General features: G+C 66.8%; 11 protein-coding genes. 8 read left to right on the top strand and 3 right to left on the bottom strand.

From position 1 onward, the window contains the following. Window positions 1-27 precede the first annotated feature (27 nt). Entirely contained in the window at window positions 28-2496 is a 2469-nt protein-coding gene (locus tag WH265_RS08345; RefSeq protein ID WP_339557942.1) for a penicillin acylase family protein, read from the bottom strand. A gap of 141 nt (window positions 2497-2637) precedes the next feature. Further along, window positions 2638-3141: an NUDIX hydrolase gene (locus WH265_RS08340; protein ID WP_021027024.1), complete on the bottom strand. Its 504-nt coding sequence runs from the start codon at window positions 3139-3141 to the stop codon at window positions 2638-2640. Between the two features lie 106 nt (window positions 3142-3247). Here WH265_RS08340 and WH265_RS08335 point away from each other — a divergent pair, with 106 nt between their 5' ends. From WH265_RS08335 to WH265_RS08310, 6 genes are all read left to right on the top strand, one after another. After that, a complete protein-coding gene (locus tag WH265_RS08335; protein ID WP_339557941.1) occupies window positions 3248-4690 on the top strand; it encodes an aminopeptidase P N-terminal domain-containing protein in 1443 nt (480 codons plus the stop codon). A 211-nt stretch (window positions 4691-4901) separates the two neighbouring features. Continuing rightward, window positions 4902-6347: a pyruvate kinase gene (pyk, locus tag WH265_RS08330; RefSeq protein WP_339557940.1), complete on the top strand. Its 1446-nt coding sequence runs from the start codon at window positions 4902-4904 to the stop codon at window positions 6345-6347. A 353-nt stretch (window positions 6348-6700) separates the two neighbouring features. Beyond that, a complete protein-coding gene (locus WH265_RS08325) occupies window positions 6701-7903 on the top strand; it encodes an imelysin family protein (RefSeq protein ID WP_339557939.1) in 1203 nt (400 codons plus the stop codon). Between the two features lie 32 nt (window positions 7904-7935). Beyond that, window positions 7936-9483, top strand: a complete 1548-nt coding sequence (locus tag WH265_RS08320; RefSeq protein ID WP_339557938.1) for a di-heme oxidoreductase family protein — start codon at window positions 7936-7938, stop codon at window positions 9481-9483. An 80-nt stretch (window positions 9484-9563) separates the two neighbouring features. Continuing rightward, complete coding sequence (locus WH265_RS08315) at window positions 9564-10649, top strand: hypothetical protein (protein WP_339557937.1); 1086 nt, start codon at window positions 9564-9566, stop codon at window positions 10647-10649. Between the two features lie 15 nt (window positions 10650-10664). After that, window positions 10665-11870, top strand: coding sequence for a DUF1513 domain-containing protein (locus WH265_RS08310; RefSeq protein WP_339557936.1), 1206 nt, complete (start codon window positions 10665-10667; stop codon window positions 11868-11870). 12 nt (window positions 11871-11882) lie between these two features. On the opposite strand, the gene WH265_RS08305 is transcribed toward WH265_RS08310, so the two are convergent. Beyond that, entirely contained in the window at window positions 11883-12596 is a 714-nt protein-coding gene (locus WH265_RS08305; RefSeq protein ID WP_339557935.1) for a phosphatase PAP2 family protein, read from the bottom strand. Window positions 12597-12695: 99 nt separating this feature from the next. Here WH265_RS08305 and WH265_RS08300 point away from each other — a divergent pair, with 99 nt between their 5' ends. Continuing rightward, window positions 12696-13397 (top strand): response regulator transcription factor, encoded by a 702-nt coding sequence (locus WH265_RS08300; RefSeq protein ID WP_339557934.1) that lies wholly within the window; start codon window positions 12696-12698, stop codon window positions 13395-13397. Window positions 13398-13399: 2 nt separating this feature from the next. Continuing rightward, window positions 13400-14749 carry a histidine kinase dimerization/phospho-acceptor domain-containing protein gene (locus WH265_RS08295; protein ID WP_339558202.1) on the top strand — a complete coding sequence of 450 codons (1350 nt, stop codon included), beginning with the start codon at window positions 13400-13402 and terminating at the stop codon, window positions 14747-14749. The last annotated feature ends 46 nt before the right edge of the window (window positions 14750-14795 follow it).

The raw sequence follows: 14795 nt of genomic DNA, 5'->3' as shown, positions 1-14795 counted from the left end.
GTCCCCAGCAGACGCTGCCCGCCCGGCTTATTGCGGCGTCAGCGCAATGCGTTCGCGCGTGGCCTTTTCTACCGCGCTGCGCGAGTAGGCCAGCGGAAAGTACTGGCCCGCGGCCCAGGTGTTGGCCAGGTCGCGGTAATGCGGGCTGGCCGGGTTGCCCGATTGGCCGGGCGTGTTGACCACGCGCGAGGCATCCCAGTTGCCCACATCGACCACCATGCGGAAGGAGGCGCCCGAGGTCAGCTGGTAGGTATCGACGTTGTAGCTGGTGGCCATGGGCGTGGCCCAGGAGCCGCCGATGCCGCCCACGCCGACATTGAGCTTTTGCTTGGTGGCGCTGTCCACCACGCCGGCGAGCGGGTGCACAAAGATCGCCTGGTGCAGGCTGCCCCAGGTCCAGCTCTTGGCATCGGCCCCCAGCTTGGTTTGCAGCCATTGCATCGCCGGGGCGATGGACGAGAGCAGGACCTGGTCGCGCTCGGCCTCGCTCATCCAGCCCTGCGGGCTCTCCAGCACCGCGATCATGCGGGTGGCACTGGTCTCCTTGGCAAAGCTGCGCTCGTGGGCGGCCAGCACCTGGTCGGTCAGCGCTTTTTTCAAGGTGGCATTGCTCCAGACCTCATACAGCGCAGCGGCGGCGCTGTCCTTGGCCATGGTGCCGTCCCAGCCCTGCAGCAGCGCCAGGCCCTGGGCGGTCTGGGCATCACTGCTTTGCAGCGGTGCCAGCAGTTTCAGCAGGCGCTGGGCCGGTACGGCGACGATGTCGGTCTGCCAGGCTTCGGAGTCGGCGACGCTGAGCTTCTTGCCCTCCTTGGCCGCCTTTTCAAACAGGCCATGCAGGCGCTGCGCGCGGGCCGAGTCGGACCATTCGTAGCCGATGCCCTTCTGGTAGAGTGGGTGGTTGGGCGGCACATTGTTTTCATTGGCAGTCACCACATAGCCGCGCTGGGGGTTGAACTCCCAGGGCAGCTCATCGCCATGGCGGAAGCCCGTCCATTCATAGCGGCCGTCACCAGGCACCGGCATCAGCCCGTCCCAGTTGGGGCGGATGGGGGTGAGCCCGCCGGGGATCCAGCCGATATTGCCGCTGCTGTCGGCATAGACCTGGTTCTCGCCCGGTGCGCCCCAGCGGTTCATTGCGGCGCGGAACTGGTCAAAGTCCTGCGCGCGCATGTAGTCCATCGATCCGAAATAGGGCGCCATGCCCAGGTCCAGCCAGGCGGCGCGCAGCGCATAGGCCTTGTTGCCTTCGGCGGCCAGCACCGGGCCGTGGCGGGTGTACCAGTTCTCGACGATCACCGGCTGGGCCGCGCCTTTGACGGCAATGCTTTCCGTGACGCGGGTCATCGGCTCCCAGCGGCCCAAGTACTTGTACTCCTTGCTGTTTTGCGGGTTGGTTTCGTACACATACAGGTCTTCCTGGTCCATGTAAAAGCGCGTCAGGCCAAAGGCGATGCGGCCGTTGTGGCCGATGGAGATGCCGGGCAGGAAGGGCTCGCCAGCGCCGATCACATCCATGCCGGGAGCCGAGATGTGCGAGATATAGCGCAGGCTGGGCGCGCCGTGGGCGCGGTGTGGGTCATTGGCCAGAATCGGGCGGCCGGTGGTGGTCATGCCCGGCGCAATCGTCCAGTTGTTGCTGCCGTAGCTGGCCAGGGTGTTGGCATCGGGCTGGTTCAAGGTCGATTCGGCCAGTGCCAGCAGCTGCTCGGGGGCCATGTCCTGCACGGAGACCTTGACGTTTTCCTTGGTAAAGCGCGGGCTGGCGGTAGCCAGCGCATAGGCGCGCTTGAGCTCCTTGCCGGGCAGGCCGCAGACCTCCAGCCCTTGCGGGACCTGCGGCTTCACATCGGGCACCAGCTCGCGGCGCAGCCAGTCCACGCGGGCGCCGTTGTGCTTGCCTTCGCAAAAGGCCTGGGCGCGGTCCACCTCGCCAGTAAAGTTCAGGGTTAGGCCATGGTGGCGGATGCGCACCGTGTCTTCTGCGGCCCACTGCGCGGGCTGGTAGCCCAGCAGCTTGAACTCTTCGGGCAGCAGGCCGGGGTCGGCCTTCGTCTGGGCGACAAAGGCATTCACCCCGGCCACAAAGGCTTCGGCCACGCGCTTGGAGTCCGAGCCATAGGCCAGCCATTCGCGGTACATGTCGCCACGAAACAGCACCGCGCGCGCCGCCTTGTCGCTCTCGACCCAGGCCGGGCCAAAGTCCTGGGCCATCTGGCCCAGGCCGCGCTTGCGCCACAGGTCCATCTGCCAGAGCCGGTCGCGCGCGGCCATATAGCCTTGCACCACAAAGGCGTCATAGGTGGTGCCCGCGTAGATATGCGGCACGCCCCACTGGTCGACCAGCACCTCGGCGGGCTTTTCCAGCCCGGCAATCCTGGCGCTGTGCTGGCGGGTGGGCGGGGTGCCCAGCGAGCTGCAGCCGGCTGCCAGCAGCGCAGCGGCCAGCGGCAGCGCCAGGCGGGTGGCAAAACGACAGGGGTTGCGGTCTGGCATGGTGTGTCTCCTCGTTATGGTGTGGATGCACCTTGCCATGCCTGCCCGCTGCGCGCAATCGCGTTAGCGCCAAGCGCAGACGGCGCGCCGCCAAAAACAAAGCCCATGGTGCTGGGCCATGGGCTTGTTGTTGGTGCGGGCCTATTCGAGCGGTCTCACCCCGTCGGGCTGCACCAGCACGGACACATCGGTGTAGATCAGGTTCAGCGCAAAGCGCTGGCCGGCTAGGTAGTCGTCCAGCGATTGCAGCACCAGCGGGCTGCGCATCTGGTGGGCCTCGGCGCGCATTTCGTCGGCGGTCATCCAGACGGTGCGGCGTATGCCTTCATCGAGCGGCTGGTTTTCGTAGAACGCGCCGACGGTGCCGGTAAAGGCAAAACGCATATAGGTGGTGTCGGCGCCGCTTTTGCTGCGCACAAAGCGGTTCATGTAGATGCCCAGCAGGGCCGAGGGCTTGAAGTCAAAGGCCGTCTCCTCGAGCACTTCGCGCACACAGGCCTGGATAGGGGATTCGCCAGGGTCCAGATGGCCTGCCGGATTGTTCAGGCGGATGCCGTCCGAGGTGTCTTCCTCTACCAGCAAAAATCGGCCATCGCGCTCAATGACGGCGGCCACGGTGACGTTGGGTTTCCAGCGGTGGGGCATGCGGCATTATGTGCCAACTCTCTGAAATCATAAAAACGATCTCAAGGGCTTGTCACGCAGATGCAACCTCAGGCGCAGTGGTAAAGCTCTGCAGTACGATAGCAGCATGCAAGCACCCGCCCCCACCCCAGCCATTCCCGCACAGTCCGTCTATGCCGAGCGCCGCGCCCAGGTCGCGCGCCAGTTGGGCGAGGGCGGGATCGCCATCATCCCCACCGCGCCCGAGCACCCGCGCAACCGCGACAGCGACTTTCTGTACCGCCACGACAGCTATTTCTACTACCTGACCGGTTTTACCGAGCCCAACGCCAGCCTGGTGATCAGCGCCGATGGCAAGACCACCTTGTTCTGCGCACCCAAGGACCTGGCGCGCGAGATCTGGGACGGCTACCGCCTGGGGCCCGAGGCCGCCGTGGCGGCGCTGGGCGTGAGCGAAGCCTATTCGGTGGCCGAGCAGGCCGCCCGCATGCCCAAGATGCTGGAGAACCGCAGCGTGGTCTGGTACCCGTTTGCGATCCACCAGGGGCTCGAGGGCACGGTGGCCCAATGGCTCAACGGCGTGCGCGCCCGCACCCGCTATGGCGCGCTGGTGCCCGAGCAGCAGCGCGATCTGTGTGCCGTGCTCGACGAGATGCGCTTGTTCAAGGATGCGCATGAGGTGCCGATCCTGCGCCGCGCAGGGGACATCAGCGCCCGCGCCCACATCCTGGCGATGCAGCGCTCGGCCCGCATGATTCGCGCCGGCCAGGATGTGCGCGAATACCACCTGGACGCCGAGCTGCTGCAGGCCTTTCGCGAATACGGCTCGCAGTACCCCGCCTATGGCTCGATCGTGGCCGCCGGTGCCAATGCCTGCGTGCTGCACTACCGCGCCGATGCCGCGCCCATCCGCAGCGGCGAGCTGGTGCTGATCGATGCCGGTTGCGAGCTCGATGGCTATGCCAGCGACATCACCCGCACCTTCCCGGCCAACGGCCAGTTCACAGGCCCGCAGCGCGATCTGTACGATCTGGTGCTGGCCAGCCAGGATGCCGCCATTGCGCTGGCCCGGCCCGGCAAGCGTTTCAACGACATGCATGACGCCACCGTCGCCGTGCTGGCCCAGGGCATGCTCGATCTGGGCCTGCTCGACAAGAACAAGGTCGGCGGCGTGCAGGATGTCATCGACAACCGCAGCTACTTCCAGTTCTACATGCACCGCACCGGCCATTGGATGGGCATGGATGTGCATGACTGCGGCAGCTACATCGAGCCCAGCGAGCTCGGGCACACCAGTGAGCGGCGCGATCCGCTCTCGGGCGAGCTGATCCTCAACCGCCCCAGCCGCATCCTGCGCCCCGGCATGCTGACCACCATCGAGCCGGGCATCTATGTGCGCCCGGCCGACGGCGTGCCCGAGGCCTTCCACAACATCGGCATCCGCATCGAGGACGACGCGCTGATCACCGACGACGGCTGCGAGCTGCTCACGCGCGGTGTGCCGGTGAAGGCCGACGAGATCGAGGCGCTGATGCGCGATGGCGCGGCCCGGCCTGCTGATCTGGCCTGATCCGCCTCCGCCCCCATCCCACACCTGCCCGGCCTGGCGCCGCGCAGGTGTTTTTGTTGGCCGCGCAATTGTGCAAACGCACATCGAATGAAACCGCGATGTAACTCCCTGTGCACGTTTCTCGTGTCAGAATGGAACTGAATTACATCGGGTCGGCATCTGGTGACGGAGCCGGCCCCACTTTTGAGACAAAGACACAGGGGACCTGCCCATGATTTCGCCCAAGATCCGCCGCGCCACCAAGATTGTTGCCACGCTGGGGCCGGCCTCCAGCGAGCCGGCGCTGCTCGAAGAGATGATCCGCGCGGGGGTCAACGTGGTGCGGCTGAACTTCAGCCACGGCAAGGCGCAGGACCATGTGGACCGCGCCCGCATGGTGCGTGAGGCTGCGCAGCGCGCCGGCCGCGAGGTGGCGATCATGGCTGATCTGCAAGGCCCCAAGATCCGCGTTGGCAAGTTTGCCGAAGGCAAGGTGATGCTCGAGCCCGGTGCCCGGTTTGTGCTCGATGCCTCGCGCCAGGAGCCCGGTGACCTGCAGGGCGTGGGCCTGGACTACAAGGAGCTGCCGCGCGATGTGAAGCCCGGCGATGTGCTGCTGCTCAACGACGGCCTGATTGTGCTGACGGTGGACGCGGTGCGGGGTGATGCCGTGCACACCACGGTCAAGTTGGGGGGCGAGCTGTCCAACAACAAGGGCATCAACAAAAAGGGCGGCGGCCTCACCGCGCCGGCGCTCACCGCCAAGGACATGGAAGACATCAAGACCGCGATGAGCTTCCAGGCCGACTATGTGGCCGTCAGCTTTCCCAAGACCGCTACCGACATGGAAATGGCGCGCCAGCTGTGCATGGTGGCCGCGGCCGAGTACCGCCACCGCCCCGGCCTGATCGCCAAGATCGAGCGCGCCGAAGCCATTCCGCACCTCGAAGACATCCTGCGCGTGTCCGACGGCATCATGGTCGCGCGCGGCGACCTGGCCGTCGAAGTGGGCCATGCGGCCGTGCCGGCGCTGCAAAAGAAGATGATCCGCATGGCGCGCGAGATGGACAAGGTCGTCATCACCGCCACGCAGATGATGGAGAGCATGATCACCAACCCGGTGCCCACCCGCGCCGAGGTGAGCGATGTGGCCAATGCGGTGCTGGACGGCACCGATGCGGTGATGCTGAGCGCCGAGACCGCTGCTGGCAAGTTCCCGCTCGAGACCGTGCTGGAGATGGTCGATATCTGCGCCCAGGCCGAGGCCTCGGCCGACTGGGATGTGGACACCGACTTTGTCGGCAAGACCTTCCAGCGCATCGACCAGAGCATTGCGCTGGGCGCGCTGTTCACCGCCACCCACCTGGGTGCCAAGGCCCTGGTCGCGATGACGGACAGCGGCTCGACTGCGCTGTGGATGAGCCGCCACCGCACCCAGATCCCCATCTACGCGCTGACCCCCAAGGTGGCCACCCAGCGCAAGATGGCGCTGTACCGCAATGTGCGCCCCTTGCTGATGGACACCAGCGCCGACCGCGACACCGCACTGGCCCAGGCCGAGGTGCACCTGAAGGCCCGCGATATCGTGCAAAGCGGCGATATCTATGCGATCACCTGTGGCGAGCCGATGGGCTCGCCCGGCGGCACCAATATGATGAAGATCAGCCGCGTGGTCTAAACCGCAGCGGTCTTTGACCTGCATAGGGGCGCTCACGGGCGCCCCTTTTTGCGTCTCTAGATCCGTCCAATTTTGTGCGGATTTGTGACTGCGGCGATACTATGGCGCTTCAGCGAGCCTGCCCGCACGTCCGTGTGGATCAAAGGACTGCGCTGAATCCTTTCGAAGCCAGGCTTTTTTGCCCCCCGGAGACAGGGGCAAGCCGGTGGTTCACCAGCCTGGCCTTCGATCACCTAGCCAAGCTGCTGCGATAAAAATTCACAACACGCACGCACCTCGCAGCCCAGCCAAGCCCTTGTTGTTTAGCAGCACAGCGCCGCTGTGCCTGCCTGTTTTTTTGGAAGAGGGAATCTATGTCGCAACGACTAGTACGCCGTTCGGTGTTGGGGTTGGCCTTGGGCCTGGGTTTGGGCGCAGTCGCAGGGGTGTCTGCACCGGCGTTTGCACAGACGGCGGCCGCCAAGGCCAGCAAGCTGGACGCCCGTGCGGTAGCCACGGGCTACAGCGAATTGGTCTATGCCAACTACAGCGACAGCCTCGCATCGGCACGCGACATGCAAAAGGCCATTGCCGCCTTGCTCGCCGCCCCCTCCAAAGACACGCTGGAAGCGGCGCGCAAAAGCTGGATCGACGCGCGTGAGTTCTACGGCCAGACGGAAGCCTTCCGCTTCTACGGCGGCCCGATCGATGACGAAAACGGCCCCGAAGGCCAGATCAACGCCTGGCCGATGGATGAGTCCTATGTCGACTATGTCGAGGGCAAGGCCAATTCAGGCTTTATCAACGACCCCAAGTTCAAGATCACCAAGGCCAACCTGGCCAAGCAAAACGAGCGCGGTGGCGAGGAAAACATTGCCACCGGCTGGCATGCGATCGAGTTCCTGCTCTGGGGCCAGGACCTGTCCGAAACCGGCCCGGGCGAGCGCTCGTTTGAAGACTATGTGGACGGCAAGCGCCCCCATGCCGACCGCCGCCGCCTCTACCTGAAGGTGGTGACCGAGCTGCTGATCGACGACCTGGCGGGCGTCAGCAAGGCCTGGGCACCCGGCCAGAAGAACTACCGCGCCCAGTTCGACAAGGGCGGTGTGGAATCGGTGCGCAAGATCATCGTCGGCCTGGGTTCGCTCTCGCGCGGCGAGCTGGCCGGCGAGCGCATGGAAGTGCCGCTGAACTCGCAGGACCAGGAAGACGAGCATTCCTGCTTCTCCGACAACACCCACCGCGACATGGTCGCCAATGCCACCGGCATCCAGAACGTCTGGCTGGGCCAGTACAAGCGCCGCGATGGCACGACCTTGAAGGTGGCCTCGCTGGCCGACCTGGTGGCGGCCAAGAATGCCGAGCTGTCGGGCAAGACCAGCGCGCAGATTGCCAGCACGGTCAAGGCGACCGAAGGCATCCAGGCACCGTTTGACCGCGAAATCATTGGCGGCGCCGACGCCCCCGGCCGCAAGCGCATCCAGGCGGCGGTGGACAGCGCCACCGAGCAGTCCAAGCTGCTGGTGCAGGCGGCCAATGCCATCGGCATCACCAAGCTGACCCTGGTCCAGCCCTGACGAAGGACCGTTGCTGCACTATGTCTGTGAAGATGAATGACAAGAAGCCCGGTGGCCGCGTGCAGCGGCTGGCATGGGCAGCAGCGGGTCTGTGCGCGGCCACCGCCCTGGCGGTGGCCCTGCGCCCTGAGGCGAGCGTCGCGCAGACCAGCGCGCCTGCAAAGCCTGCCGAAGCGGCGCCCGCGCAAGACCCCAGCGAGATGACCGGCGGCGACACCACGGTGTTTGCCACCGGCAAGAACGCGTTCTCGTTTCCTTTTGCCTCCCTCGCCGATGAAGAGCGCACGCGCTTTGTCATTGGCAACTCCTTTTTCAAGCGCAACTGGGTGGAGGCACCGGCCTCGACCCGGGCGCGCGATGGCCTGGGCCCGCATTTCATTGCGCGCAGCTGCGGCGGTTGCCACATCATGGACGGGCGCGGTGAGCCGCCCGAGTTCCACCGCACGCTGGGACCTGATCCCGACCCCACGGTGGCGCTGCTGATCCGCCTGTCGGTGCCCGGCAAGGCCGACCCGCATGCGGGCGTGGTACCCGAGCCGACCTATGGCGACCAGTTCAACAATGCGGCCGTGCAGGGCGTCAAGCCCGAGGGCATTGTGCGCATCCATGGCACGCCCATCCAGGGCCGCTTTGCCGATGGCACGCCCTACGAATTGATCCAGCCCCGCTACGAGCTGACCGACCTGGGCTATGGGCCCATGGCCAAGGATGTGATGATCGGCCCGCGCATTGCGCCCCAGGTGGTGGGTGTGGGCCTGATCGAGGCGATTGCCGAGGCCGACATCCTTGCCAATGTGCAGGAGCAGGCGGCGCTGGCCGGCCCCATCAAGGGCCAGGTCAACCGCGTCTGGGATGCCTATGGCCAGCGCGAGGCGATTGGCCGCTTTGGCTGGAAGGCCAACTCGCCCAGCGTGGCGCACCAGACGGCCAACGCCTTCTCGGGCGACATGGGCATCACCTCGCGCATCTTCCCGAACGAGAACTGCACCCCGGCGCAAAAAGACTGCCTGGCCGCGCCGCATGGCGGCGGTCTGGACAAGTCCAGCGCCGGCCGCACGGCGGCCCAGGCGCGCGCCGATGCGCCCGAGATCGATGACAAGACGCTCGACGATGTGATCTTCTACCAGGCCACGCTGGCGCCTGCGGCCCGCCGCAATGTCAATGACTCGGCCGTCAAGCTGGGCCAGCGCCTGTTTGCCCAGGCGCAGTGCGCCGTCTGCCACAAGCCCAGCTATGTGACCGGCCCCGGCCCCTTCCCCCGGCTGACGGCCAAGAACATTGCCGGCCAGAAGATCTGGCCCTATACCGATCTGCTGCTGCATGACATGGGCCCGGCGCTGGCCGATGGCCGGCCGGACTTTCTGGCCAACGGCCAGCAGTGGCGCACGCCGCCGCTGTGGGGCATTGGCCTGATCCAGGATGTGAACGGCCACCAGCGCCTGCTGCACGATGGCCGTGCGCGGGGCGTGCTCGAAGCGATCCTCTGGCATGGCGGCGAGGCCGAGCAGGCCAAGCAGCAGGTGCTGAACATGGATGCCGCCGAGCGCGAGGCCTTGGTCAAGTTTGTGGAGTCGCTATGACGCAAGTTGGTTTGAAAACGGGGCCCGTCCAGGCCGCGCAATCCTGGGGCAGAGCTTGCGCTCTGGTTGCCCTGGCCGCCATGGGCAGCGCTGCCCCGTTGGCCCAGGCTGCCGACACCCCCATGCCGTACTACACGGCCGCCCAGGCGCTGCAAAGCCTGTATGGTCAGCATCTGCCCGCCCGTGCAGCGGCGTTTAGCCAGGCCGCCAATGCGCAGGACCAGGCCCTTGCCAGCTTCTGCGCCGGGCCGGCGGCTGCCGCCAAAACAGCGGGGGCGGAGCTGCGCGGCCAGTGGCAGCGCAGCCATACCGCCTGGCTGCAGCTGTCCACGCCCAGCGTGGGTCCCTTGGTGGAGCGCCGCTCGCTGCGGCAGATTGATTTCACGCCGATCCGCACGGCGCTGATCACCCGCGCCGTCAAAAAAGGCCCGCAGAGCGCTGCCGACATGGAGCTGGTGGGCACGCCCGCCAAGGGCTTTGGCGCGCTGGACTGGCTGCTGAGCCAGGGCCTGCAGCCAGCCAGCCCCGAGTGTGCGTTTGCAGTGCAGGTGGCCAAGGCGATCAGCGCCGAGGCCCAAAGCCTGCAGACCGCGCTGGAGCCTCTGCGCAGCAAGACCTGGAGCGTCGAGGGCTCGGAGAGCGAGCCCGAGGATGTGGTCAGCCCCGGCGCCAAGGAGACGGGCGCGGCCATCGAGGAATGGGTCAACCAGTGGTTGGGCGGCCTGGAGCGCCTGCGCTGGGCGCAGATGGAAAAGCCGGTCAAGGTGGTCGAGGGCAGCAACAAGGCGCCCGCCTTTGCACGCATCGCAATGGCCGACAACTGGCGCGAGTGGCAGACCCAGTGGCAGGCCCTGCATGCCCAGGCTTTGCTGACCCCGGCGCAGCGCCAGCAGCCGCCCGTGCCTGGCAAGGACCTGATCTCGATTGAGGCACTGCTGCTCAGCAAGGGCCATATCGCCCTGGCCCAGCGCTGGCGCGATGCCATTGGCGTGGTCGATGCCGCCATGCCGGCCTCTGGCAAGCTGCCTGCCAAGGAGGGCGCCCAGGCCAACAGCGAGATTCTGGCGCTGGCTACCAAGCTCAAGGGCATCACCGCGCTGTACCAGGCCGAGGTGGCGCCGGCGCTCGATATTCCACTGGGCTTTAGCGACAGCGATGGCGACTGAGGACAGGCTGTGACCGTGTTATCCACATCCCTGCCCCGGCGCGCGCTGCTGCGTGGGCTGGGCGCATCGGCGATGGGCGCGCTGGGCCTGGCCGAACTGTCGTTTGCCAAGGACGCGGCTAGCACGCCGGGCGCCACCCGGCTGGCAGCAGTCTGGCGCGATGGCCCCAGCGCGATGGCGCAGGACTGGGCCGGCGTGCTCGAAGTGCTGCCCCAAGCCAGCGGCGGCCATGCCTGGCGCATTGCGGCGCGCACCCCGCTGCCCACACGCGGCCATGGTGTGCAAACGCTGCCGGATGGCCAGCTGGTCTTTGCCGCGCGCCGGCCCGGGGATTGGCTGCTGCGCTGGCAGCCCCAGACAGACACGCTGCAATGGGCCTGGATGCAGGAGGACCGCTGCTTTAACGGCCATGTGGCACTGGCGGGCCCCGCGACGGCACGGGCCTGGCAGGCCCAGGCGGGCGCAGGCGGCAGCGGGATGCTGTTCACCACCGAAACCGATCTGGAAGACAGCCAGGGCTGCATTGGCCTGCGCGATGCCACGAGCCTGGAGAAACTGGCCGAATGGCGCAGCCATGGTATGGACCCGCATGAGCTGCTGGTGCTGCCCGCCGCGCTGGGCAGCCTGCCGGCGGGGACCTTGGTCGTGGCCAATGGCGGCATCCCCACGCAAAGCGAGACGGGGCGCAGCAAGAAATGGCTGGACAGCATGGACCCGTCCCTCGTCGCGCTGCACCCGGCCGATGGACGCCTGCTGGGCCAGTGGAAGCTGCCCGACCCGCGCCTGTCGATCCGCCACCTGGCCTGGGATGCCGCGCGCCAGCGCCTGGGCATTGCGCTGCAGGCCGAGCATGACGATGCGCGGCGCCACAGCGCAGCTATCTTTGCCGTTTGGGATGGCCAGCGCCTGCAGCTGGCACAAGACCAGCCGCCGCTGGCCGGCTACGGCGGCAGCGTGGAATGCGCGCCGCTGGCGCAAGGCGGCTTTGTGGTGAGCTGCCCCAAGTCCGATTGCATGGCCTGGTTTGATGCGCAGGCGCGCTACCTGGGCAGCAGTCCGCAGGGCGATGTCTGCCCGGTGGCCCGCGATGGCGCGCGGCTATGGACAGGCGGCGGCCATGGGGTGACCGCGCGCAGCAGCCGCAGCAGTGAGCAGGTGGTGACCGCACTGGATACGGTGACCGGGCTGATGTTTGACAACCACTGGCGGCTGGTCGGCTAAGTCAGCAAGCCTTTAATCCGCAGCTTGGCTGCGGCGGCGTGCCATGCCCATGTCAATAGCCAGGCCCGCCGTCCAGCACAGCCAGGCGGTCCACAAGGTGTGGCTCATGTAGTGGGCGCCGCGCATCTGCTGGCCCAGGCCCAGCAACAGGCCCATCACCAGCGCCACCGCCAGCCACCAGCGCGCGGCGCGCGGTGTGTCACGCGCCAGCGCAAAATAGCCGCCGACAAAGGAAAAGCCCGCGGCCGCATGGCCAGCGGGAAAGCAATGGCCCGCGCCACCATCATGCAGGCCCCAGCGCCAGTGCGATACATACTCGGCCACGCCGCCAAAGACCGACAGATCCCAGGGGCAGCTGGTGGCACTGCTGCGCTTGAGGATGGCCACCACCGCGAGAGACGCCAGAATGCTGACGAGCAGCTGCACCCGGCGGGCCGTGGGCAGCTGGCGCAGCACGCCAAAGGGCAGCCAGACCCCCAGGCTCAAGGCCAGCACGACCAACCAGCCGAGGTTGCGCATGCCCTGGTGCATATAGGTGACCAGAAAATGGTCATCGCGCAGCGCAAAGCCCTGGGCCGTGCCCCAGAGCTGGGCCAGCGCCAGGTCCTGGCCCCCGGCATCCCACAGCGCGATCAGCACAAAACTGAGCACCGTGGCCAGCAGCCAGCGGCGGTTGTACAAGGGAGCGCGTGTATCGGCGAACGAGGCAGGGGGGCAGGAAGGCATCTGGCGATGCTGCGGCGGCAGGCTTAAGGCTTTCTTAATGTCCCAGGTGCAGGGCCCAGGCCATAGGCGCAATGACGCAAGTCATGCACAATGCCAGCCATGCGCATACTGATGGTGGAAGACGATGCCGGCATTGCAGAGGGCCTCCAGGCCAATCTGCAGCAGCGCGGCCATGCGGTGGACTGGTGCCCCAGCCTGGCCGAAGCCTGGCGCGCGCTGACGGCCGAGGGCTTTGACGTGGTGCTGCTGGACCTGGGCCTGCCCGATGGCGATGGCTCGCGCCTGTTGCAGCAGCTGCGCAATGCGCCGCCGCCCACGGGCCTGCGCAAGACCCTGCCCGATCCGGCCACGCCGGTCATCGTGCTGACCGCCCGCGACGGCGTGCATGACCGCATCGAAAACCTGGACATGGGCGCCGATGACTACCTCTCCAAGCCCTTTGATGCCGAAGAGCTGCAGGCCCGGCTGCGTGCGCTGCTGCGCCGCGCCGCTGGCCGCGCCAATCCGCTGATCCACTACCGTGATCTGGTGCTGGATCCGGCCTTGCACCAGGTGCGCCTGGGGGGCGAAGGCGTCGAGCTCTCGCCCCGGGCCTACACCATCTTGCTGATCCTGCTGCAGGCCCATGGCCGGGTGCTGTCGCGCCAGCAGTTGGAGGAAAAGCTCTACAGTTTTGATGCCTCGGTCGAGAGCAATGCGGTGGAGGTGCATATCCACCACCTGCGCAAAAAGCTGGGTGCCGACTACATCCTGACCATGCGCGGTGTGGGCTACTTCATGCCCCAGGACCAGGCCTCGTGAACCTGGCGGCCAAGCCCCAGCGCCTGCCCCAGCTGCGCACCCGGCTGCTGGTCTGGATTCTGGCGGCGCTGGTCATCGTCTGGGCCAGTTTTGTTTACTGGGCCTACCAGACCGGCATTGAAGAGGCCGATGAGCTGACCGACGGGCACCTGGCCGGCGTCGCTGCGCTGGTGCTCAATATCCCCTCCAACGCGCAGACCCCGCCGGGCCTGCCGACCGAGCGCGTGCCGCTGCCAGGCCTGCATGCGCATGACTACCAGCAGTCGATGAGCCTGCAGGTCTGGAGCGCCGAGGGCGATCTGGTGCTCAATGTCGGCAGCGCGCCGCGCCTGCATTTTGCCGATGGGCGCAGTGGCTTTTTTGATGCCCAGCTGGGCCCCAAGCACGAGGTCTGGCGCACCTTCACGCAGTGGAACACCGAGCACACGCGCAAGGTGGCCGTGCTGGTCAACCTGCAAGAGCGCGATGACCTGGCCGATGACATTGCCGGGCAGATGATTCTGCCCGGGCTGTGGCTTTTGCCGGTGGTCACCCTGGTGCTGGGGCTGACGATACGCGCCGGCCTCAAGCCCCTGACCCAGCTCTCGCGCGATGTCGAGCAGCTCGAGCCCGAGCAGGGCCAGCGCCTGTCCACCGGCCACAACTGGCAGGAGTTCCGGGCGGTGACCCTGGCGTTCAACCGCCTGCTGGACCGCAATGACGAGGCGATGGAGCGCGAGCGCACCTTGGCCAACCAGGTGGCGCATGAGCTGCGCACGCCGCTGGCCTCGATCAGCCTGCATGCGCAGTCGCTGCAAGGCGGGCTGGACCCCGCCCAGCAGGCCCAGGCGGTGCAACGCCTGCATGCCGATGCGCTGCGCGCAGGCCATGTGCTCAACCAGATTCTGGCCTTGGCCCGCAGCAGCCGTGTGGCGCTGACCCAGCAGGCCGCGCCGGTCGATCTGGCGCAGCTGGCGCGCAACGTGGGCGCCGAATATGCCCAGGCGGCCTGGCGCCGGGGCGGCAGTGTGGCGGTGGACATGCCCGAGCAACTGTGGGTGAAAGGCCACGCCGTGCTGCTGGAGGTGGCCGTGCGCAACCTGGTCGAGAACGCACTGCGCCACACCCCCGAGGGCACGCAGATCGAGGTGCAGGGCGGCAGCGATGGCGGGCAGTGCTGGCTGCAGGTCTGTGACGATGGTGGCCGCCTGCAGGAGAAGGCAGCACCCGAGCCGGTGGACAGCCTGCAGCTGGGCCACCAGATTGTGCAGCGCATCATGGCTTTGCACGGGGGCGCTTTCGGGCAGCCGCAGGCGCTGGCACCCTATACCACTTGCTACCGCCTCAGTATGCCTCTCGCCCAGATGGCCTGAGCTTGCTAAAATAGGCAGTTACCAAGCGGTTACCATGCCGCAAATA

The sequence above is a fragment of the Comamonas sp. MYb396 genome, from assembly GCF_037479555.1.
Lineage (GTDB): Bacteria > Pseudomonadota > Gammaproteobacteria > Burkholderiales > Burkholderiaceae_C > Comamonas.
This window is presented reverse-complemented; position numbering and strand designations above follow the sequence as displayed.

Coding starts and splice junctions, on each gene's coding strand:
- WH265_RS08300 (WP_339557934.1), top strand. CDS start 12,696: ATGCGCATACTGATGGTGGAAGACGATGCCGGCATTGCAGAGGGCCTC.
- WH265_RS08325 (WP_339557939.1), top strand. CDS start 6,701: ATGTCGCAACGACTAGTACGCCGTTCGGTGTTGGGGTTGGCCTTGGGC.
- WH265_RS08320 (WP_339557938.1), top strand. CDS start 7,936: ATGAATGACAAGAAGCCCGGTGGCCGCGTGCAGCGGCTGGCATGGGCA.
- WH265_RS08345 (WP_339557942.1), bottom strand. CDS start 2,496: ATGCCAGACCGCAACCCCTGTCGTTTTGCCACCCGCCTGGCGCTGCCG.
- WH265_RS08335 (WP_339557941.1), top strand. CDS start 3,248: ATGCAAGCACCCGCCCCCACCCCAGCCATTCCCGCACAGTCCGTCTAT.
- WH265_RS08340 (WP_021027024.1), bottom strand. CDS start 3,141: ATGCCCCACCGCTGGAAACCCAACGTCACCGTGGCCGCCGTCATTGAG.
- WH265_RS08315 (WP_339557937.1), top strand. CDS start 9,564: ATGGGCAGCGCTGCCCCGTTGGCCCAGGCTGCCGACACCCCCATGCCG.
- WH265_RS08305 (WP_339557935.1), bottom strand. CDS start 12,596: ATGCCTTCCTGCCCCCCTGCCTCGTTCGCCGATACACGCGCTCCCTTG.
- pyk (WP_339557940.1), top strand. CDS start 4,902: ATGATTTCGCCCAAGATCCGCCGCGCCACCAAGATTGTTGCCACGCTG.